Below are 21,139 nucleotides of genomic sequence, written 5' to 3'. Positions count from 1 at the left end.
GGGGGGAGACACGCGCCAGGGGGTCCTCCCGGTACCCACCCCGCCTCCTCCTTTCCTCTCCCCGGTGCCCGGTCACGGGCACAGCACCTCCAGCCAGGACTCCAATACGGGGTCCCCGGCCAGCATCATCGGATCGACGGTCTCATGACCCTCCGACCGCCATTTCTCCACCAGCTGCATGATGCGCACCGAATCCAGCCCGGCGTCGAGCAGATTGGTATCGGTGGACAGTTCCGCGGCAGGTACGCCCATCACTTCGGCGACATCCTGGATGAAGCGGTCGCGCCCGGTCACGGCCGCTGCGTCGTTCGTCATGCTGTGTCCTTTCGACATCATCGGGAGCGCTGCGTGGTTACGCTGCGCTGCCTCCTCCGCGCTCGACCCGATCGTGTCGGGTCCTCTTTCTTATTCCTCGCCGTCGAAATTCGCGATCCCGTGTTTCCAATAGCCCGCGATCAGGCAGTCCTTCGACCCGACACCGAGTTCGCTGCGGACCCATTTGCGGATCGGGCGCAGCTGCCCGGCCTCACCGGCCACCCACGCGTACACGTTCTGCCCGTCGGGCACGGTGACCGTGCGAATCGCCTTCTCCAGCAGATCCCCGGTCCCCGGGGCGGCCTCGCCGCGGTGCAGCCACTGGATCTCGAACCCGGCCGGCGCATCGATCTCGATTTCCTGGCTCGCGTCGGTGACCTCGACGAACACCCAGCCCTTGGTCTCGCGCGGCAACCGTTCCAGCCACCGGGCCATCGCGGGCAGCGCGGTGATATCCCCGGCGAACAGGTAGTTGTCGTAGCTTTCCGGCACCACCACACCGCCGGGCGGGCCGGCGATATGGATACGGTCCCCCGGTTCGGCGGCCAGTGCCCAGTCGGAGGCGAGCCCGCCGGGGTGCAGCGCGAATTCGATATCGAGTTCGCCCGCATCGGCGTCGTAGCGGCGCACCGTGTATTCCCGCGAGATCGGCCGCGGTGCGGGCCATTCCAGCGAGAGACCGTCTTTCACCGGCAGGCGCAGGGCGCCGTCGGTATCCGGGAAGACCACGCGGACGTGTTCGTCTGGCACATAGCTGTGGAATCCGGTGAGCTGCGGACCGCCGAAGGTGACCCGGAGCAGGCCCGCACCCACCTGTTGCGTGCGGATCACCTCGAGTTCCCGCAATTCGATCGGATAACCGACCTTGGCCCCGTGCGAGCCGGCCATGACCTCGGCGATCCGCTCACGGTAGGCACCGCGATCCATCACACACCGTCCTTTCCTTTGTCCGCGATTCCGGTGGGCTCCACCGGCGGTTTCACCGGTGGCCCGGCGGGTTTGCCGGGCGCGGTGAGCCGGGCCAGCGGCGCCAGGAACACCATGGTGGGTACGAGCAGTACGAGCACCGCACCGCCGTAGACCACCAGGGCGGCACCCGGTTCCACCAGACCGCCGATCACACCGGCCGCCATCGACCCGAGCGCTGTCCCGGTAACCGATTGCACCAGTTGCAGACTCGACAACCGGCCGCGCATATCCTCCGGCGAATGCTGCTGCAGTACCGCGTACCGCAGGATGTTGTTCACGGCCCGGGCGATACCGAACGCGGCCAAGCCCAGGAAACTCCACGCCACCTGCGGCCAGACACCGGCCATGATCAGGCCCAGCGGCATGAGCGCCAGCGAGACCAGCAGCGCGAGACCGTTGCGGCGGGAGCGGCCGATCCAGCCGCTGGTCAGCGATCCGAGTACCGCACCCGCCCCGGGCGCGGCGTAGAGCAGGCCCAGCGTCGCCGGACCGGCATTCAGCGCCTGATCCGAGAACGCCGGCAGCAACACCAGCGGTCCGCTCACGAGCATGGCGAGCAGCCCGCTCACCAATACCGCGCGGATCACGCGGTGGCGCATCGCGAAACCGATCCCCTGCCCCATTTCCACCAGCGGATTGCGCAGATCACGCGCCGGTGGCGGGGCGGCGCCGATGGCCCGGATCAGGCCCACGGTGGCCGCGGTCGCCGCGGCGGCGGCGAAAAACGCGAACGGGACACCGATCTGGGCGATCAGCACACCGGCAATGGCCGGGGTGATCATGGTGCCCAGATCCGAGGTCAGGGTGATCAATGCGCCGGCCGCCGGCATCTTCGCGCGCTCGACCAGCATCGGCACCAGCGCCATCATGGCCGAACCGCTCACCCCGCCCGCCAGGCCGTCCACGACGGCGGCGGCGTAGATCACCGCCAGCGTGGGACTGGTCAAGATCGCGTTGAGGCCCAGGGCCAGGAACGCCAGCCCCGCCGCGGTCCGCGACCACTGCATCACCGTGCGCCGGTCGAACCGGTCGGCGATCACCCCGCCGCCCAGGCTTCCGGCGAACAGGGCGACCGCCATGGTCGTCGACACTCCGGCCACGTGCAGGCTCGACCCGGTGAGTTCGTAGACCTGCACCGGCAGGGCCACCATCAGCAGCCCGATGCCGAGTACGGAGATCAGCCGCGCGCCGAAGGCACAGCGGAACCGCCGGCTCTCCCGCAACGGGGAGATATCGATGAGGAGGCCGGCGGTGGCGCTCACTTGAACTGCTCCTGGATCAGGTCGAGGGTGTTCATCACGCCGCGGTAGTCCGGCCGGTAGCTGGTGGCCGGCAGTTCGTAGACCTTCTTGTCCTTGAACGCGGGCAGCTGGGCGAACATCGGGTCCTCGGCCAGATCGGCTGCGCTCTTGGCACCGCTGAGCGGAACCACGATCACCACGGGCTGGTCCACGACCTTGGTCAGCAGCTCGGGGCTGAAGTTGAACCAGTCGGCCGAGGGGTTGATCTCCGGGTTACCGGCCTTGGCCACAACCTGCTCGTCGGCCTTGAAGCCCAGTTCGGCCAACAGCGTCGGCAGCGCGGCGTTCGGCAGGATCATCTTCGGCTTGCCGTCGGCGGCGGACTGGAAGTAGCCGATCTGCTGCTCGGGCGCCTTCACGGTCTCGGCGACCTGCTTGAACTTGTCGTCGTAGGCGGTGATCAGCTCGTTCACCTTGTCGCCCTTGTTGACCACATCGGCCAGCAACTTCAACTGCCCCTGCCAGTCGGTGACATCACCGGGCACCAGCACGGTCGGCGCAATGGCGCTCAACTGGTCGTAGGCGTCCACCGACTGTTTGGCCGGGAAACCCTGGCCGCCGCCGATGATCAGGTCGGGCTGCATCGAGGCGACGAACTCCACGTTCACGCTCTGCCCGATCGGCACGACCTGGGTGCCCTGTTCGGTCGCGTCATCCGCCCACGTCGGGGGGAACTTTCCGCTGCGGTCGGTGACGCCGAGAACCCGGGTATCCGCCGCGGCCACCGGCACATCGAGGTCGTAGAGGTAGCCGGCGAGGGCGCCGTTGAGCACCACGACCCGCTGCGGGTCGGCCGGCACCTCGACGGCGCCCTTCTCGGTCTGGATCGGCCGGGTCCCGGCTTCGGCGGCAGGCTCGGCATCGGAGCTACAGCCCGCGACCGCGACGACCGCGACGAACAGACCGACTACAGCATGTAGCCAGGCCGCGAAGCGGCTGTGGGATAACAGCGACATAGGTGTTTCACTTTCTTTCTCGAACTACCGGGGCACCGGATGGTGCCGCGGCAGAGTCTCTGGGGCCGGGCCGCACGGTCACGTCCGCAACGCCGGGTCGGTATCGAGCAGCGCGGCAACCTCGGCCCAGCCGTCGTCGGCGACGATCCCGAAATGGGTGTAGGGCAGGCGGCGCGGGATGATCCGGGCGCCGGCCGCCCGCCAGCCCGCCAGCTGGGCGGCGACGCGCGGGGCGTCCTGCTCCTCACCGGGGTCGGCGGCATAGAGCGCCATCGGGCCGGAGTACCGCGGTGCCGCCGATTTCGTGACCATCCGCAGCAGTTCGCCCGCGGCACCGCGGATGAGCGCGGCGAGATCCGGGGCGTCCTCTGGCAGTTCCGGAAGCAGCCGGTCCAGCCGGGCGGGATCGGCCAGCGCCCCGGCAGCCTGTTCGGCAAGATTGGCCAGCGGATGCGAATCGACCAGGCCCACGAACGCGACCTCCGCACCGGCCGCGGTGAGCGCGGCCGCCATAGCGTGCACGATATTGCCGCCGAGCGAATAGCCCAGCAGGTGATACGGGCCCTCCGGCTGGATTTCGCGCACGGTTTCCAGATAGCGGGCGGCCAGTTCGTCGATGGTCGCGGCCCCGGAATCCACACCACGCAGGGCAGGTAACTGCAGCCCGACCAGCCGCCGGTCGGCGCGCAGCCGCCGGGCCAGCGGGGCGAACTGCCAGGCGGTTCCGCCTACGGGATGCACACAGAACAGCGGCTCGGCCGCGCCGCGGTCGCGTAACCGCAGCACATGGTCGAGGCGGCGGCCCAGCATGGCGATCTCCTCGGACACCGGCTTCGTGGAGGCGGTCTCCGGTGTTGGGACCCCTGACGCGGCGGTCTCCCGCGCTGCGGTATTCGGCGCTGCGGTATTCGGCGCTGCGGTATTCGAAATAACGGAACCCGCGTCGGCGAACCCGTTTTCGCGCGCCGGTGTCGCACCTTCGATACGTGCTGTGAGGGCGCGGACGGTCGGCGCCTCGAAAACGTCGTCGACGACAACCCCGTATCCGGCGCGGCGCAACCGCCCGACCAACCGCACAGCGGTCAGGGAATGACCGCCGGCGGCGAAGAAATCGTCATCCGGCCCGATCGCCGCGATACCCAGCACCGCGGCCATGGCCGCGGTGATCGCACCGGCCACTCCCGGTAGGCCTGCCGGCTCACCGGAAACCGCCGTCGACGCATCCGGCGCCACGACCGGTACTCCCGGAGCCGCGGCCGCCATGTTCTGAGCCGCGGCCGGCATTCCCGGTGCCACGGCCGGAACGCCCGGATTCGCCGCGGAGACATCCGGACCTGCCGCCGGCATATCCGGATTCGCCGCCGCTGCACCCGTGGCAGCGGGGTCCACGACCGGCGCAACCGGCACGGCAGCATGGGACACGGCCGGTACACCCGCACCGGAAGACTGCGGCGACGCCGGTATACCCGCACCGGCAGCCGGGGCCGCCCCCGGTGCCCCTGGTGCGCCGTCCCGAGGCACGGCCGGCGCCTCCGGTGCGGCGGCCTGGGCTACGGCCGGCACGCCCGGTCCGCCGGCCTGGGTCGCGACCGGTGCGGCGGCCACGTCCACCGGGTATTCCGGCACAGGCAGCGCCTTGCGGTCCAGTTTGTCGCTGACGGTCATCGGAATCTCGTCGAGCTCCACGAACGCCGCGGGAATCATGTAGGAGGGCAGCACGTCACGAAGCGCGGCCCGCAGCTGCTCGGTGTCCACGGTGGCGCCGGAGCGGGCTCGCAGGTAGGCGACCAGACGTTGGTCGCCAGGAATATCCTCGCGCAGGATCACTGCGGCCTGGGCGATCTCGGGGCGGCGCAGGACCGCCGATTCGATATCGCCGAGTTCGATCCGCTGGCCGCGCAGTTTCACCTGGCTGTCGGTGCGGCCGATGTAGTCGAGTTCGCCGTCGGTGCCCCAGCGCACCAGATCACCGGTGCGGTACATGAGTTCACCGCTGCCGGCGGGGTCGGCGACGAAGGTGTGTGCCGTGCGCGCCGGTTCGTGCAGGTAGCCGCGGGCGAGTTGCACGCCGGTGAGGTAGAGCTCGCCGACCGTGCCGAACGGTACCGGCCGCAGCTTCTCGTCCAGCACGCGCACCCCGGCGCCGCCGGGTGGGCGGCCGATGGGGACCGTCTCCAGATCGGTGTCGTCGGTGACGTGATAGGTGATGCAGACCGCGGCCTCGGTGGGGCCGTAGAGGTTGTTCACCTCGGTGCCGGTGACTTCCCGGAACCGCTGCGCGGTCGCCGGGGGTAGTGGTTCGCCGCCGGTGAATACGCAACGCAGCGCGGAACACCCGGTGAGGTCGCTTTCCTCGGCCATGGTGGTGAGCATGGAGGAGGTCATCTGCACGGCGGTGACCTGCTCGTCGGCCATGAGTTCGGCCTGGTAGTAGGGGTCGCGGTGACCGTTGGGCCGGGCGAGCACGATCCGGGCACCCACCAGCAGCGGCAGGTAGATCTCCAGCAGCGAGGCGTCGAAGGTGGCCGGGGTGCGGTACAGCATCGTGTCACCCAGCCCGAACCGGTGCTGTTCCTGCAGCCAGGCGAAGGTGTTGACGATGGCCGCGTGGCTCACCGATACGCCCTTCGGCACACCGGTGGACCCGGAGGTGAACAGCAGATAGGCGGCGTTGTCCGGGCGCAGCGGCGCGAGCCGGTCCGCGTCGCTGAGCGCACCCGCCGCGAAAGGGGCGAGGTCGAGGGCGTCCGTGGCGACGACAGGTGCCCGTCCGGTCGCGAAATCGTCGGTGCTCGTGGTGAGGACCAGCGCCGGAGCCGCGGTCGCGAGAATCGTGTCCAGCCGTTCGGCGGGCTGCCCCGGGTCCACCGGAAGGTAGACCCCACCGGCGCGACTGATCGCGTGGGCGGCGACAACAGCCTCACCGCAGCGCCGCATCGCGACCACCACCACCGTTTCCGGGCCGATCCGCTGGGAAATCAGCCAGCGGGCCAGGCGATCGGCGCGTTCGTCGAACTCGCGATAGGAGATGGTGATCCCCTCGGCGGTGAGCGCCGGGGCGGCGGGATCGATCTCCGTGTGCGACGTCCAATCGGCCAGCGTCGCACCGTGACTGTCCGGATGCCGGGTGCCGTCGAGTAGGGCGCCCACGGTGGCCGCCGGATCGCCGGCCAGCGCGGTGAGCACGGCGCCCAGCCGCGCCGCCATCCGCTGTCCGTGCGCTTCCTCGATCGCGCCCGGCGCGTAGTGCAGCATGAGCCGGAACCGGTCGCCGGGCAGCGCCGTCACGGTCACCGGATAGTGGGTGAGGCTGTGCACGGCGACGTCGGCCACGCCTACCTCGTGCGTTTCCTTCGGCGCCACACCGGTTTTGGGGAAGTTCTCGTAGACGACCAGCGTATCGAAGAGCCGCCCGACCCCCGCGGCACGTTCCACGGTCGCCAGGCCCAGATAGCCCTGGTTCTGTAGCCCCAGCGTGGTCTGCTGGAAGGCGGCGAACTGCTCGGCGACCGGCCGCCCGGTATCGAGGGTCATCCGCACCGGAACCGTATTGCTGAACAACCCGACCATGCCGCCCACCCCGGGCAGCTCGGCGGGCCGGCCCGACACCACCGCACCGAACACCACATCGGTCCGGCCGAGCTGTTCGGCCAGCACCATCGACCAGGCGCCCTGCAGCAGGGTGTTCATCGTGAGCCCGTGGGCCCGGCCGACGGATTCGAGCGCGGCTGCGGTGTCTTCGGCGAGCGGCACCGGCAACCCGATCGCGGCCGAACGCGGTCCGGGTGCACCGATCAGGCTCGGCGCCTCCAGCCCCGCCAGATAATCGCCCCAGCGGCGGGTCTCCGCGACCGTATCGCGGGCGGCGAGCCACGCCAGATAGGTGCCGTAGTAGCCGGGTTCGGGCAGTTCCTCACCGTGATAGCGGGCGAGCATCTCGCGCAGCACGATCGGGATCGACCAGCCGTCGGCCAGCAGGTGGTGGGCGGTGAGCACCAGCCGGTGCACGGTATCGGAGAGCCGGATCAGCAGTGCGCGCAGCAGCGGCGGATCGCCGATATCGAACAGTTCCGCGCCCGCGGCCTGCTCCAGCGCCAGCGCGCGGTCCGCGGCGTCCGGCAGATCGCGCAGATCCTCGACCCGCCATGCGACCCGCGGCTCGCGGGGGATCACCTGGATCGGTTGATCGACCTGGTCGTAGTGGAAGGCGGCACCCAGGTTGGGGTGCCGGTGCAGTACTTCGGTGAAGGCGGACGCCAGCCGGCCGGGGCCCACCGGGCCGGACAGTTCGAAACGTGCCGTCAGGGTGTAGACGTCCGCGGCGCCGTCGCGTAACGCATGGAACAGCAACCCTTCCTGCAACGGTGACAGCGGCAGCACATCGGCGACCGGCCCGTGCACGGCGGCGAGTTCCGCAAGACCCTGCGGCGGCAGCGCGATCGTGACGGTTTCCGCACGCGGCGCGGGCTCCGGGCCGGTATCCGCCGAAACCGCGACGGGTTCTGCGGCGGCCGCCAGGTCGGCGAGACCCCGGCGGGTCAGCAGATCCTGCGGTGCCAGGACGAAACCGCGCTCGCGCAGTTTCGCGCAGACACCGATCGCGGTAATGCTGTCGCCGCCGGCGCCGAAGAAATCGTCGTCGATATCGACGGTCTCGCTCTCGCGGCCGAGCAGTTCGGCCACCACCTCGGCGATCGCCTGTTCGGCCGGTGTCGCCGGCGCCCGCCCACCGGTGGTTTCCACCGGATCGGGTAGCGCCGGCCGGTCCACCTTGCCGTTCACGGTCCACGGGAGTTCGCCGAGCACCTCGATCCGGGTGGGGACCATGGGGTCGGGTAGCGAATCGGCCAGCCGGTTACGCAGCCGGGCGCCCAGATCCGCGGCGCCGTCACGTACCTGCGCCGCGGCTTCGCCGGTAGCGACCACGTAACCGATCAGGCTCGGCCGCCCCGCGAGCTCGCGGATATCCGCGGCCGCTGCGACGACCTCGGGCAGTCCGCTCAATGCGGCTTCCACCTCACCGATTTCGATCCGGTGCCCGCGGATCTTGATCTGCGCGTCCGCCCGGCCCGCATAGAAGTAGCCCTGTCCCGGCATCCAGCGCGCCAGATCGCCGGTGCGGTACATCCGGGCGCCGGGCGGGCCGAACGGGTCGGCGACGAAACGGTCTGCGCTCAGCCCGGGCCGGCCCAGATAGCCCTGCGCGATCCCGGCCCCCGCCAGGTACAGCTCACCGGGCCGCCCGTCCGCAACCACCTGTAAACCGTTGTCCAGCAGGTAGGCCCGCACACCGGGCAGCGGCACCCCGATATGCGGATCGGTGCCGCGCACGGGTGCGCCGATGGCGTCGACCGTGGCCTCGGTGGGCCCGTAGAGGTTGACCGCGGTGATCCCGGCGGTCTGCACCTGCTGCCAGAGGTCCGGTGGGCAGGCCTCACCGCCGAGGACCAGCAGCTGCGGGGGCACCTCGGCCAGCCCGTGCGCGAACAGGGCGGCGGCCAGCGTGGGGGTGCCGTCGGCGACCTCGATTCCGTCCGCGCCGAAAGCGGCCACCAGCGCGGCGGGGTCGCGGCGGACCGCGCTGTCGTACAGGTGGATCCGGTGCCCGTCGAGCAGCCACAGCAGCGGGTCGAGCGCGGCGTCGAAGGCGAACGAGGTGGTGTGGGCGATGGCCAGCCGGTGGCCGCCGGCCCGCTCGACGGTTTCGGCGTAGATACCGGACCGATGCCCGGCGACCAGCTGTGCGAGGGCGGTGTGGTCGATCACCACGCCCTTGGGGGTGCCGGTGGATCCGGAGGTGTAGAGCACGTAGGCGGCGTGGTCGCCGCGGACGGCAGCATCGGCCGGCCGGCTGTCCGGGTAGTCCTGTACCGCCGCGCGAACCTCGTCACCGTCCACTGCGACTGTGCGGCAATCGAGTTCGTTTACCAGCGCGTTGTCGGTGAGGACCAGCACCGGGGAGGAGTCGTCGATCATCGTCTGCAGCCGCGCCGCCGGATGTTCCGGGTCCAGCGGTAGATAGGTCGCGCCCGCCCGCCAGACGGCCAGCAGCGCCACCACCAGATCCGCCGTGCGCGGGAGTGCGACACCCACCCGGTCGCCCGGGCGCACGCCCTGGTCGCGCAGATACCGGACCAGCCGATAGACCTGCGCGCCCAGTTCGGCACCGGTATATCGCCGCGCGCCGGCGACCAGCACGGTATCGCCGGCGTATTCGGCGACCATCCGGTCCAGCGCCGCCGGAACCAGCTCGGTGCCGGCGGCGGCCGCCGGCCCGCGACGCTGTGCCAGCAGCCGGGCGCGGTCGTCGCGGTCGAGCAGCTCCAGCGCGCCGACCTGCACCTTGTCCAGTTCGGTGAACGCCTCGATGACCCGGACCAGCCCGGCCATGCGGCGATAGGCGGTCTCCGGATCGTTGGTGCGGGCATCGCATTCGAAGTTCAGCAGTACGGATTTATCGGGCAGCGGGGTCGCGACCAGGCCCAGATCTTCCGGCGGCCCGCCCGCCACATTGCGCAGCACCCCCTTGGCGCCGTCGAAGTCGAGCGCGAAATCGAAAACCTTCAGGTTGATCCCGACCCCGTGCAACAGCTCGCCGGCACCGAATCCGCTCAGGTCCCGGGCCAGATCGGCACCGCTGTAGCGCTGGTGTTTACGCATCTCGCGCAGCGATTCCGCCACGCGGACGCCCAATTCGCCCACTGTCTCGTGTGCGTGCACGGCCAGCCGCAGCGGCAGCACGTTCACCGCCATCGACGGTGTACTCAGCGCGACCCGCCCGACGCGGCCCATCATCAGCATCGAGAGCACGACATCGGAGCTGCCCAGCTGCCGTTGGATATACGCGGCGTAGCAGGCGATCAGCCCGTCCGCCCAGGTGATCCGGTAACGCTCGGTGCACTGGCGCAGCCGGTCCAGGGTGGCGACCGGCAGGATCGCCTCGGCACGGATCGTGCGTTCCACCGCGCCGCCGAGCGCGGTACCGCGCCCGTCCAGCGTGGGTGCGGGGCTGAGCTGGTCGCGCCAATACTGCTGGTCGGCGGTGAAATGTTCGCTCTCGCGGTAGGCCTGCTCGTCGGCCACCAGGTCGGCGATGGTGCCGAAGGTGGCCTTGGGGGGTTCGGTGCCCCGGCGCAGTGCGGTGTAGTGCGCGGCCACGCGGCGCGACAGCAGGGCCGCACTGTAGCCGTCGACGATCAGATGGTGGTAGAGCTGCACACACCACACTTCGCATTCGGTGAGCCGGATCAGCGTGTAGTTGTACAGCCGCCGATCGACCATTCCCCGGCAGCGTTGGGCGGCCTCGTGCCGTTCGAGGGCAACGGCCTCATGGGCCAGGGATACCGGGTCGGCCGCACCCCGCAGGTCGATCATCGGACGCAGGACGGCGGGTTCGTTGCTCACGAATTGCCGGGGGCCCGAATCGGTATCGCGGAACCGCAGCCGCATGTTCTCGGCCTCGGCGACGGTCGACGCAATGGCCTCGGCCAGCGCGTCGATATCGATCGGCTCCGAGCCCGATATTTCGAGGACCTCGCCGACCAGGTAGCGGCCGGATTCCGGATCGAACTGCTGCGCATTCCAGATTCCCAGCTGGGGGCCGGTGAGCGGTAGTCCGGTACCGCTGATCGTCGACGCGTTCTGCACTGCCGCCGGCACGGCAACTCCCTTCGCTGTGAACCACTTTCGCCTGCCGTGCCACCGGTGGGAACACCGCGGCACAACACACGACCACAGTTGAGGTTAGCCTAACCTTTACTAAAGTGAAACATCTTGACTGTAGTCGGACTTTGCGCACGGCCCCGGTGATCAGCCCACCCGGACCGCCTTTTCCCCCAGCGGAACCACCAGCGGCGTGCCCGTTTCCGGATCGTCGATCACCCGGCAGCCCAGGTCGAAGACCTTCTGCACCAGTTCCGCGGTGACGATCTCCCGCGGCGGCCCGGCCGCGACCACCGCACCGTCGCGCATGGCGATCAGATGATCGGCATAACGGAACGCGTGATTGAGATCGTGCAGCACCGCGACCACGGTCCGGCCGGTATCCCGGTTGAGTTCCCGGCACAGGTCGAGCAGCTGGATCTGGTGCGCGATATCGAGGAAGGTGGTGGGCTCGTCGAGCAGCACGATCGGCGTCTCCTGGGCCAGCACCATCGCGATCCACACCCGCTGCCGTTGCCCACCGGACAATTCGTCGACCAGCCGCCCGGACAGATCGGTCACCCCGGTGGCGGCCATCGCCGCGGCCACCGCCTCTTCGTCGTGACGCGACCACTGCCGGACCAGCGACTGGTGCGGATACCGGCCGCGGGCCACCAGATCGGCGACCCGGATCCCCTCCGGCGCGGTCGAACTCTGCGGGAGCAACCCGATACTGCGGGCCACCTCTTTCGCCGGATAGGAACCGATCGCCTTACCGTCCAGCAGTACCGCGCCGGATTCGGGCGCCAGCAGCCGCGACAACGCCCGCAGCAGCGTCGATTTACCGCAGGCGTTCGGCCCGATGATCGCGGTGAAGGTGCCGTCGGGGATATCGACGGTGAGTTCGTCGCTGATCACCCGGTTGCGGTAGCCCAACCGCAGCCGGTCGGCCCGCAGCCGGGCGTCCGTGGCGGCGGGCGGTGTGACGGCCTGCTGCGCAGATTCGCTGCGCTCGAGTTTTTCGTCCACGAAGATTCCTCAGTTCCGTCGAGCCTCGACCACCAGCAGATAAGCCAGGTATGCACCACCGACCGACGCCGTCACCACACCGACCGGCACGGAGGTCGGCGCGAATACGCGGCGCGAGATCCAATCACAGACCGCCAGCAGCAACGCCCCCATCGCCGCCGCCGGAAGCAGCGCCGTGGTCGGCGTCCGGGCCAATCGGCGGCCCAGCTGCGGGGCCGCCAGCGCCACGAAGGCGATCGGTCCCGCGACGGCCGTGCCGACAGCGGTGAACGCGACACTGAGGATGGTGAGCAGCAACCGCGCCCGGCCCACCCGGATCCCCAGCGCCTGCGCCGCATCGTCCCCCAGTTCCAGAATCGGCAACTGATGCGCCGCGGGCACCACCGCGACAGCGAGCACGGCCAGCACCACCAGCGCCGGCGTGATCTCGGCCCAGGTCAGCCCGTCCAGCGTGCCCACCCCCCAGGCCGCGGCCGACATGGCGGTATCGAGGTCGGCGCGCAGGATGAGCCAGGTGTTGGCCGCAGCCAGCATCGAGCCGATACCGATACCGACGATCACCAGCCGGAATCCCTTGATGTTCTGGCGGAAGGCGAGCAGGAAGATCGCCAGCGCGGTGACCAGCCCACCGCCGATCGCACCGGCCGCGGTGGCGTAGTACCCGCCACCGGCCAGGATGACCAGCAATGCGCCCGTGTACGCACCATTGTTGAAGCCGACGATATCGGGGCTGCCCAGCGGGTTTCGGGTCACCGACTGCAGGATCGCGCCGCTGATTCCGAGCGCCGCGCCGAGCACCAGTGCCATCAGTACCCGCGGGAACCGCCACTCCAGCACCACGAGTTCGTCGGTGCCGACCCCGCTGCCCAGCAGCGCCTGCAGCACCCGGTCGGGCGGGATATCGAAATCCCCGGTACCCAGCGCCAGTAGCGAAACGACGCAGGCGGCGACGAGCAGTACCGCCGACACCACCACGCTGCGTACGCCGAACCGGGCCGTGAGGCGGCGCAGCCGCAGCACGCGGACCGTGCGGCCGAAGTCGACACTCGCGACGGCGCCGATCCGCGGTTTTTCACGCAGAGTCACGACTACCTCATCTCCGAACGACGGGCGAGCCAGATGAGTACCGGCGCCCCCAGGAAGGCCGTGACCACACCCGCCGCGATCTCGTCCGGCGGAATGGCGATGCGGCCGAGCACGTCGGCGAAGAGCACCAGCGTCGGCGCGAGGAGCAGCGAATAGGCGACGATCCAGCGATAGTCGGGACCGACGATCCAGCGGGCGATATGCGGTACCGCCAGGCCGACGAAGGTGATCGGCCCGACCGCCGCGGTCGCCGTACCGCACAGCAGGATCAGCGCCAGGGCGGTGAACGCGCGGGTCCGTGTCACATGTACGCCGAGTGCACGCGCCATATCGTCGCCGAGTGCCACGGCATTGAGCGAGCGGGCGGCGACGGCGGCGAACACGATCCCGATGAGGATGAAGGGGGTCGCACCGGCGAGGACGTCGTAGCCGCGGCCGGTCAGCGCACCGGCGTCCCACTGCCGCATCTCTTCGAAGGCGCTCGAATTCAGCAGGATCAGCCCCTTGGTGATACCGGTGAGCACGGCTGTCACCGCGACGCCGGCCAGGGTGAGGCGAATCGGGTCGGTGCCACCGCGACCGACGGTCCCCAGCCGGTACACCACCACCGACACTACCGCCGCGCCGGCGAATCCGAACCAGACGTAGGAGGCGATACCACTGGCGCCCAGATACGCCACCGCGACCGCAATCGCGAAGGCCGCACCCGCATTGATCCCGAGCAGCCCGGGGTCGGCCAGCGGGTTGCGCGTCAGCCCCTGCATGAGGCATCCGGCGATCCCGAGCGCACTACCCGCGAGCAGGCCCAACAGGGTGCGTGGTAGCCGGTATTCGCTGATGATCAGGTCGTCCGGCGAGCCGCCGGGCTGCCACAGCGCAGTAATGATCTCCGTGATCGGAATATGCTTGACCCCCACCACCAGGCTGAGTACGCAGGCAAGTATCAGAAAGGCGGCGGCAAGTAACCAGCCCATCCACCTGCGGACCGAGACCCGGGTGTGGTATTCATAGGACGAACCGGCCGTCATGACGCGGTGCTACAGGAACTGTGCATCGAATCCGTCCCTTCCCGGCGTATATGAGATACGTCACGGTCATAGCTCACAAATTTTGTTAACCAACCTTTATAGTGAGCGCAGGCTAACCTAACCTGAACAGGCTTAGCAACAGACTGTGCCGAGGAGCGAAAGGATGACGGGATGCACTCCGCTGCCGGCTGTATCGCCTCCCCATCCGCTCCGTCCCGGCGCGTGACCACCGGCCATACCTGGCCGGGTTGTCAGAGATACACAGGGATGAGGGAATTGATGGCGCAGTATTTCGTCACCTGATCGCCCAGGCTGAGACGATCCGAACCGCCGGTGGGCATTCCGTACCCACCGGATTTCACCTGCGAGTGCGCAGCAACCGGACATGACCCGCGTTTTCGCGCGTCCCGATCCGGGATTCCGTGCTGCCGCTTTCGCCGGCTCCCGCGGCTGCGGCCGCATCCGGCGACATTCGCTAGACCATGAGGGACACACGATGAACATCAAAGGGATTGCTGCCGGCGCGGCGATGACGGCGGCGGCGGTACTCGGCGTTGCCGGTGGAACGGCAACCGCGGACACCTTCGTGCCGCTGCCGGGCGGCGAGAAGGCCGGCCCGAACGGGAAGGTTGCCCGCGTCAACGAGAGCGCGCTGATCTCGCCGTCCATGTCGGCCAACGGCGCGGGCCGGGTGGCCTGGGTGAGCGGACAGATTCACGCGGACGTCACGCAGACCCCCGAGGGCGACCCGGGACCGTGGAAGGGCCCGACCAACTCGCCGGGTACCAACAACTCCTCCACCCACGGCTCCTCGCGGCTGAGCACCGGCTACATCGTCGGCTGCCAGGTCAGCATCGCCGAGAACGCCTTCCAGGCCGGTATCGGTGGCACCCTGAGCACCTCGTCCCTGGGCGGCAGCGGATCCCTGAGTGTGAAGCTCGGACCGGGCGAAGTGAAGTTCGTCCACATCGAGGGCGTCGACATCAAGAAGCCCGGTCCGTACTGGATCGACTACAAGGATGTCGAGATGAACATCGAGGGCTGCGGCGGCTTCGCCCAGGCCCGGTCCTACACGGTTCTCGAGATCATCGGTGACCACTACTCCAAGTCCACCCTGTACGGAGCCCCGTTCAGCATCGGCTGACGCTCGTCACCACTGGTCGATCAATCCGTCGCTGAACGGAATATCTCTTCCGAGAGGGAAAATCTCATGTCTGTAGTGAAGAAGAGCGCCGTGCGCATCGCGAGCGTCGCTGCCGCGGCCGCCGCCGCTGTCGGTCTGTTCTCGACCGGCGCCGCCAACGCCGATACGTTCGTGCCGCTGCCCGGCGCCGAACTCCACCACACCCTGCCCAACGGGCTCGGCGTCACCGCGCGGATCGCCCACGAATCCGCGCTGATCAACCCCTCCATGGGTTCCACTCCGCTGCACCGCAACGCCTGGGTCTCGGCAAGCGCGCAGGTCGAGGTGCACGGTAAGCACAACGGCACCAAGATCACCCCGGGTTATGTCGTGGGCTGCCAGGTCGATATCAGCGGCGGTGGCGCCAACGGCGGTGCCGACGCGACCACCAACGGGGACACCGTCACGGGCAAGCTCAGCACCGGCGGCAACCTCACCCTGGGCCCCGGCCAGGCCACCTCGTTCCTGCTCCTCGATATCGAGAAGCCGGACGTGTACGGCAACGAAGGCCATACGTTCGCCACCAAGTTCACCGGCCCCAGCGGCTCGGTGACCTGGTCCGACAGCACCATCGCCCTCAACGGATGCGGTGGCTACGCCCAGGCCCGCGCATTCGTGCGAGTCGAGGTGGCCACCGATAACGGCACCTCCGAGTTCCGTGTCTGGGGCCAGCCCTTCAGCCTCGGCTGATCGAGCACGGTCCGCAGAATCGACGTAGCCCCGGCCTTTTCGGCCGGGGCTACCGTCGTCCCGCGGCCGGGCTGCGAGCGTATGCCGCCGCCCGGGCGGTTCAGCGGGTCCGCCCGCGCGACCGGTGCGCGGCCGCCCGCAGCACCGCGGACAGCAGGAAGAGCACGAGGGCGACGGCCAGGAAATAGATGAGCGAACCGGCCGGCCCGAAACGCGGGAGGAAAGCCATTTCCTGCCCGGTCGCCGCCACCCCGTTGAGGAACGGCGCATACGCCTGCAGGGCATAACCGTTGGGCAGCAGGCTGATCGAATTCTCGGCCAGATGCACCCAGAACAGCACCACCGCCACGGCTGCCGCGGGAGCGCGTACCAGCGAGCCGACGGCAATACCGATCCCACAGGCGATGAACGCGTAGAGCGGCACCGCCCACAGGAACCGGATGCCCGCCGGGCTGCCGATATCGACCGCGCCGTAGACGTGCGGGAAGCGCAGCGGCAGGACCGTCATGATCAGCGCTACCAGTATCAGCGTGACCAGCGCGGCGACGGCGCCGTAGAAAATCCAGCGCGCCAGCGCCGCTGTCCAGGACCGGGGGAACAGGAAGGCGGCGAGATCACTGGTGCGGCCCTGCTGCGCGGCGGCATGGGCGTAGGCCGCGGTCACGGTCAGTACCGAAACCGCCAGCGTGATCACCCAGTACACCGAGTTCGTGGTGGGTACCGACATCACCTCCAACTGCCCGGGAACTGTCGCGAATCTTTCGGCGACCGCGGCGATTCCGAAGGTGACCAGCAGCGGCAGCACCAGCGCCAGCGGTACCGCGGCCGTCCAGAGGAAACCGCGTCCGGCTGTACGCGTCCATTCGGCGGTGATACCTCGGCAGATCAGGGCCGCGGTGTTCACGGCCGCCCGCCGATCCGCTGCGGTTCGGCGGGCAGACCGGCGATCCGGAGGTAGATGTCCTCGAGCGCCGCCTCACCGGGGCGGCGTGATTGCAGCAGTCCGGTGAGTGTGTCGTCGGCGAGTACGCGGCCGCTGCCGAGAACCACCACCCGGTCGGCGGTGCGTTCGACCTCGTCGAGGGTATGTGTGGTGACCAGGATGCAGGTGCCGGCGTCGGCCAGCTCGCGCAGTAACCGGCGCAGCCAGAGAATGCCCGCGATATCCAGTCCGTTGAACGGTTCGTCGAGCAGTAGTGTCCGCGGCGCCGGCAGCAGGGCCGCGGCGATCCCGGCGCGTTGCAGCATGCCGAGCGAATAGTGACCGAGGCGCCGGTCGGCCACCTCGGTGAGGTGAACGGTGTCCAGTACCTCGTTCACCCGTCCGCGCGGATTACCGCGGGCGCGGGCGATCCAGCGCAAGTGCCGCCGGGCGGTATGGCGTGGATCGAACGCCCGGTAGTCGAGATGCATCCCGAGGGTCGCCGGGGTTTCGCGGTGCGCGCGCACCGGCTGTCCGTCGACCCGCACCGTCCCCGCGGCCGGTGCGATGATCCCGCAGATACCACGGAGCAGGGTGGTCTTTCCGGTGCCGTTGAGTCCGAGCAGGCAGGTGAGCGCACCGTCGGGGACGGTCATCGACTCGACCTCCAGGACGGTCCTGCCCGGGAAACCCACGGCGAGGTCACGGAGTTCGATCATCGCCCGCGACCCCGGTCAGAACGTGCACGGGATGGACAACCCCACCGCGTCCACGCCCGCGCACAGCGAGCTGTTGGCAAGTTTCCACGTACCGTCGATGCGCTTCCAGGTGACCTCCACGGCCAGCGCCGGCCGGCCCGAGGAGCTGGTGCGCAGCATCGCGGTGTGCTCGGTGGCGGTATGGGTTTCTGGGCCGGTCACTTCACTGGATCCGAGTGGGGCACGGAAGAGTCCCAGGCGGTAGACGGTGCGCGGGACGACCACCGCGTCCATCCCACCTTCCAGATTGGCTGCCTTGGCCTCGTCGGATGCGGAGGTGGCGACCAGGAACCGGATCTGTGCGTTCAGTTCCGCCAGGGTGGGAACGTCGCTGGTGATCCGGTATTCGCCGGGTTCGGCGGAGGCGGCCGGGGCCGACAGCAGCGCGGAACCCGTCAGGATCGCCACGACCGCGACCACGGCGGCCGCGGCGCGGGCAGCGATACGGTGAGTCTTCATTTATTTACCTCTGGAGATGATGCAGTGACAACCGATGAGGTCGGCTAAAGTACCTGTTGACACCAGCAAGTTAGCGTAGCCTAATTGATTGGGTCAATACTCATTTAAATGAGCAGTGCACAAGCTGGCGGCACACGCCGGGAAGGAGGCGAGACGATGCCCGATTCAGTTCGCGCTCGGTATGCGGCTGCTCAACCGCAGGGTGATACCGCACTCACCGGCGGCGTCCGGCGTGATATCTACGTCGTACTGCGCCGCCAGAGCCGCCGAGTACCGTTCCAGAACCCGCTCGATCAGACCCTGCTGGATACCGATCACGATCTCCGGTGCGCCCCGCGCGATACGCCGCAGCGGGCAGTTGCACATCCGGATCTCGTGCACCCCGAAACTCGATACCGTGGAAGCGATCTGGAATCCCAGCCGGTTCAGCGTCGTCGCCACCACGGTGACCGGATCGGGCACCTCGTCGTCCGGCGCCGCGATACCCGTCAGGCCGTCGGCCCAGGCCCGGCCGGCCGCGGCCCCGGCGGCGCGGCGCAGCTCCGGTGTGTCACCGAGCTGGGCCAGCAACGCGTCCAGCACCATCGCCATCGGGTCGGTTCCCACCGCGATATAGCCCTTACGCGGCCGACCGACCGTCGCCGACGGCAACCAGGTGCCTTCGACCAGGCCGTCGTCGATCAGCGCGTTCAAATGGAAACGCGCGGTGGTGATGTGGATACCGAGCGTGCGCGCGATCACCGGCGCGTCCAGCGGTTCCAGCGAATCCCGGACGAGCGCCAGAACCCTGTCGCGCTGCTTCCGCGCCCCGGCCATCGCACTCCTCCTCACACCACCCGATCACTCCCCCGCAATGAATTGTAGAACCGCCGACCCGGCAGCCAGGAGCCCGCATGAACACTCCACTCCCCTACGAACAGCGCGATTCCGCGCATCTACCCGGCCACTGGTTACTGGCCCGGCTCGGTAAACGCATTCTGCGCCCCGGCGGGCGCGAACTCACCGAACGGATGCTCGACGACGCCCGGCTGACCGGCGCCGATGTCGTCGAACTCGCCCCCGGGCTCGGGAAGACCGCCACCGAGATCCTGCGCCGGCGTCCGGCGAGCTACCGGGGTGTGGAGGCCGACGACGCCGCGGCCCTGCTGACATCCGCCGCGATCGGTGACGCCGGCACGGTGGTCCGGGGCGATGCGGCGGCCACCGGCCTGGACTCCGGATCCGCCGACGCGGTGGTCGGCGAAGCCATGCTCACCATGCAGACCGATCCGCACAAATCCGCGATCATCGCCGAAGCGTTCCGGGTCCTGCGCCCCGGCGGCCGCTATGCCGTCCACGAAATGGCGCTGGCACCCGACGATCTGCCCGACAGCGTGAAAACCGATATCCGTAAAGCGCTCGCCCGCTCGATCAAGGTCAATGCCCGGCCGCTGACCCGGGAGGAATGGGTCGCGCTGCTGGTCGCGGGCGGGTTCGAGATCGAAACCGTGGGTTTCGCCGCCATGGCGCTGCTGCGCCCGCGCCGTGTCCTGGCCGACGAGGGCCTACTGGGCACCGCCCGGATCGTGCGCAATGTCCTGCGCGACAAACCCGCCCGCACCCGCGTGCTCGATATGCGCGCCACCTTCAACCGCCACCGCGACCATCTCACCGCCATCGAAATCATCGCCAGGAAGCCACACGCATGACCGAGACGACCACCAGCCCCGTAGCCACCGGCACCACCGACTGGACACCCCGCGACGGCGCCGCACCGCACGCCCGGCGACTGCTGAGCGGTAGCGGCCTCACCATGGTCCGGATCAGTTTCCGCCGCGGTCAGATCCTGGACGAACACCGCGCCCCCGGTCCGATTTTCGTCCAATGTGTCAGCGGCGATATCGAATTGGACGTCGACACCCCGGCCGGCCGGGAAACCCACCGGCTCGCGGCGGGATCGATGCTCCATATCGAGGGAGGCCTGATGCACCGGCTCACCGCGGCCGACGATTCGGTGGTGCAGGTCGTCTTGCACCGCAACGTACCCGGTCCTGCCCCTTCCTGACACACGCCCCATGGCCGGGCCCTCGGAACGCTTCCGTGGGCCCGGATCGCCCACCGGAGGCTCCGAATTCGGACTCCCCACGGCCACTGCCGGAGCGTACGGGGGCCCGCCGGTGCGTGGCGCGGACCGTGAGTGCCGGGCCATACGCATGGCCACATCGGCCGGCCCGGGTATTAGGCTGACCTGCCTATGGCTATCGGCGCGACTCTGCACACCTTCGCAGTCCAGCTCTCCGACGTCGATCGCGGCGTCTATCAGGAGTTGGAGTTGCGCCTGGCCCGGCATCCGTCGGAAACCGCGGAATTCCTGGTCACCCGGCTGCTGGCGTACTGCCTCGAATACGAGGACGGGATCGCGTTCAGCGACGGCGGCGTGTCCTCGACCGATGAACCCGCCGTGCTGGTCCGCGATCTCACCGGGCAGATCACCGCATGGATCGAGGTCGGCGCCCCCGATGCCGAACGGGTCCATCGCGGCAGCAAACTCGCCGGCCGGGTCGCCGTCTACACCCATCGCGACCCCGCGAAGGTCCTCGCGGGGCTGGCCGGGAAACGGATCCACCGGGCGGAGTCCATCCCGCTCTACAGCCTCGACCGCAGCTTCGTCGACGCGGCGGCCGCCGCCCTGGAACGCCGCAATACGGCCACGCTGTCGGTGCTGGAACGACAGCTCTACCTCGAACTCAACGGCACCGATCTCGCCGGCCCGATCGACGAGCACCGGCTCCCCTGACCCCGCTGTTGACATCAAGTCCACTT

General features: G+C 69.0%; 17 protein-coding genes. 5 read left to right on the top strand and 12 right to left on the bottom strand.

Annotation, left to right across the window (positions count from 1 at the left end):
* Positions 1-72: 72 nt before the first annotated feature.
* From ACFWPH_RS32240 to ACFWPH_RS32205, 8 genes are all read right to left on the bottom strand, one after another.
* Positions 73-315 carry a phosphopantetheine-binding protein gene (locus tag ACFWPH_RS32240; RefSeq protein ID WP_280413931.1) on the bottom strand — a complete coding sequence of 81 codons (243 nt, stop codon included), beginning with the start codon at positions 313-315 and terminating at the stop codon, positions 73-75.
* 90 nt (positions 316-405) lie between these two features.
* On the bottom strand, positions 406-1,242 hold the full coding sequence (locus tag ACFWPH_RS32235) for a siderophore-interacting protein (RefSeq protein WP_378756072.1): 837 nt from the start codon (positions 1,240-1,242) through the stop codon (positions 406-408).
* Positions 1,242-2,546, bottom strand: a complete 1,305-nt coding sequence (gene entS / locus ACFWPH_RS32230; RefSeq protein ID WP_378756037.1) for an enterobactin transporter EntS — start codon at positions 2,544-2,546, stop codon at positions 1,242-1,244. Before entS ends, ACFWPH_RS32235 begins: the two co-directional genes overlap by 1 nt.
* Entirely contained in the window at positions 2,543-3,541 is a 999-nt protein-coding gene (locus ACFWPH_RS32225) for an ABC transporter substrate-binding protein (RefSeq protein WP_378756036.1), read from the bottom strand. The genes entS and ACFWPH_RS32225 overlap by 4 nt, the downstream gene beginning before the upstream one ends.
* Before the next feature lie 78 nt (positions 3,542-3,619).
* Positions 3,620-11,200 (bottom strand): amino acid adenylation domain-containing protein, encoded by a 7,581-nt coding sequence (locus ACFWPH_RS32220; protein ID WP_378756035.1) that lies wholly within the window; start codon positions 11,198-11,200, stop codon positions 3,620-3,622.
* 150 nt (positions 11,201-11,350) lie between these two features.
* Positions 11,351-12,139 (bottom strand): ABC transporter ATP-binding protein, encoded by a 789-nt coding sequence (locus ACFWPH_RS32215; RefSeq protein ID WP_378756071.1) that lies wholly within the window; start codon positions 12,137-12,139, stop codon positions 11,351-11,353.
* An 81-nt stretch (positions 12,140-12,220) separates the two neighbouring features.
* Positions 12,221-13,297 carry a FecCD family ABC transporter permease gene (locus ACFWPH_RS32210; protein ID WP_378756034.1) on the bottom strand — a complete coding sequence of 359 codons (1,077 nt, stop codon included), beginning with the start codon at positions 13,295-13,297 and terminating at the stop codon, positions 12,221-12,223.
* Positions 13,298-13,299: 2 nt separating this feature from the next.
* On the bottom strand, positions 13,300-14,325 hold the full coding sequence (locus tag ACFWPH_RS32205) for a FecCD family ABC transporter permease (protein WP_378756033.1): 1,026 nt from the start codon (positions 14,323-14,325) through the stop codon (positions 13,300-13,302).
* Positions 14,326-14,821: 496 nt separating this feature from the next.
* Between ACFWPH_RS32205 and ACFWPH_RS32200 the strand changes: the two genes are divergently transcribed.
* The gene (locus tag ACFWPH_RS32200; RefSeq protein WP_378756031.1) at positions 14,822-15,469 is read left to right on the top strand and encodes an MspA family porin; all 648 of its coding nucleotides are present in this window, start codon (positions 14,822-14,824) and stop codon (positions 15,467-15,469) included.
* 66 nt (positions 15,470-15,535) lie between these two features.
* Positions 15,536-16,198, top strand: coding sequence for an MspA family porin (locus ACFWPH_RS32195; RefSeq protein WP_378756030.1), 663 nt, complete (start codon positions 15,536-15,538; stop codon positions 16,196-16,198).
* A gap of 100 nt (positions 16,199-16,298) precedes the next feature.
* Here ACFWPH_RS32195 and ACFWPH_RS32190 read toward each other — a convergent pair whose 3' ends face one another.
* The 4 genes from ACFWPH_RS32190 to ACFWPH_RS32175 all read right to left on the bottom strand — a co-directional run bounded on the left by ACFWPH_RS32190 (position 16,299) and on the right by ACFWPH_RS32175 (position 19,153).
* Complete coding sequence (locus ACFWPH_RS32190) at positions 16,299-17,102, bottom strand: ABC transporter permease (RefSeq protein ID WP_378756029.1); 804 nt, start codon at positions 17,100-17,102, stop codon at positions 16,299-16,301.
* Positions 17,099-17,839, bottom strand: a complete 741-nt coding sequence (locus ACFWPH_RS32185) for an ABC transporter ATP-binding protein (protein WP_378756028.1) — start codon at positions 17,837-17,839, stop codon at positions 17,099-17,101. Before ACFWPH_RS32185 ends, ACFWPH_RS32190 begins: the two co-directional genes overlap by 4 nt.
* 15 nt (positions 17,840-17,854) lie before the next feature.
* Complete coding sequence (locus ACFWPH_RS32180) at positions 17,855-18,337, bottom strand: hypothetical protein (protein ID WP_378756027.1); 483 nt, start codon at positions 18,335-18,337, stop codon at positions 17,855-17,857.
* Between the two features lie 165 nt (positions 18,338-18,502).
* Entirely contained in the window at positions 18,503-19,153 is a 651-nt protein-coding gene (locus ACFWPH_RS32175; protein ID WP_378756026.1) for a transcriptional regulator, read from the bottom strand.
* A gap of 77 nt (positions 19,154-19,230) precedes the next feature.
* On the opposite strand from ACFWPH_RS32175, the gene ACFWPH_RS32170 reads away from it, so the two are divergent.
* The 3 genes from ACFWPH_RS32170 to ACFWPH_RS32160 all read left to right on the top strand — a co-directional run bounded on the left by ACFWPH_RS32170 (position 19,231) and on the right by ACFWPH_RS32160 (position 21,113).
* On the top strand, positions 19,231-20,025 hold the full coding sequence (locus ACFWPH_RS32170) for a class I SAM-dependent methyltransferase (protein WP_378756025.1): 795 nt from the start codon (positions 19,231-19,233) through the stop codon (positions 20,023-20,025).
* The gene (locus ACFWPH_RS32165) at positions 20,022-20,381 is read left to right on the top strand and encodes a cupin domain-containing protein (RefSeq protein WP_378756024.1); all 360 of its coding nucleotides are present in this window, start codon (positions 20,022-20,024) and stop codon (positions 20,379-20,381) included. The genes ACFWPH_RS32170 and ACFWPH_RS32165 overlap by 4 nt, the downstream gene beginning before the upstream one ends.
* Positions 20,382-20,570: 189 nt before the next feature.
* Positions 20,571-21,113, top strand: a complete 543-nt coding sequence (locus tag ACFWPH_RS32160) for a YaeQ family protein (RefSeq protein ID WP_378756022.1) — start codon at positions 20,571-20,573, stop codon at positions 21,111-21,113.
* Positions 21,114-21,139: the final 26 nt, after the last annotated feature.

Source organism: Nocardia sp. NPDC058499 (assembly GCF_042719915.1).
Taxonomy (GTDB): Bacteria; Actinomycetota; Actinomycetes; order Mycobacteriales; family Mycobacteriaceae; genus Nocardia.
This window is presented reverse-complemented; position numbering and strand designations above follow the sequence as displayed.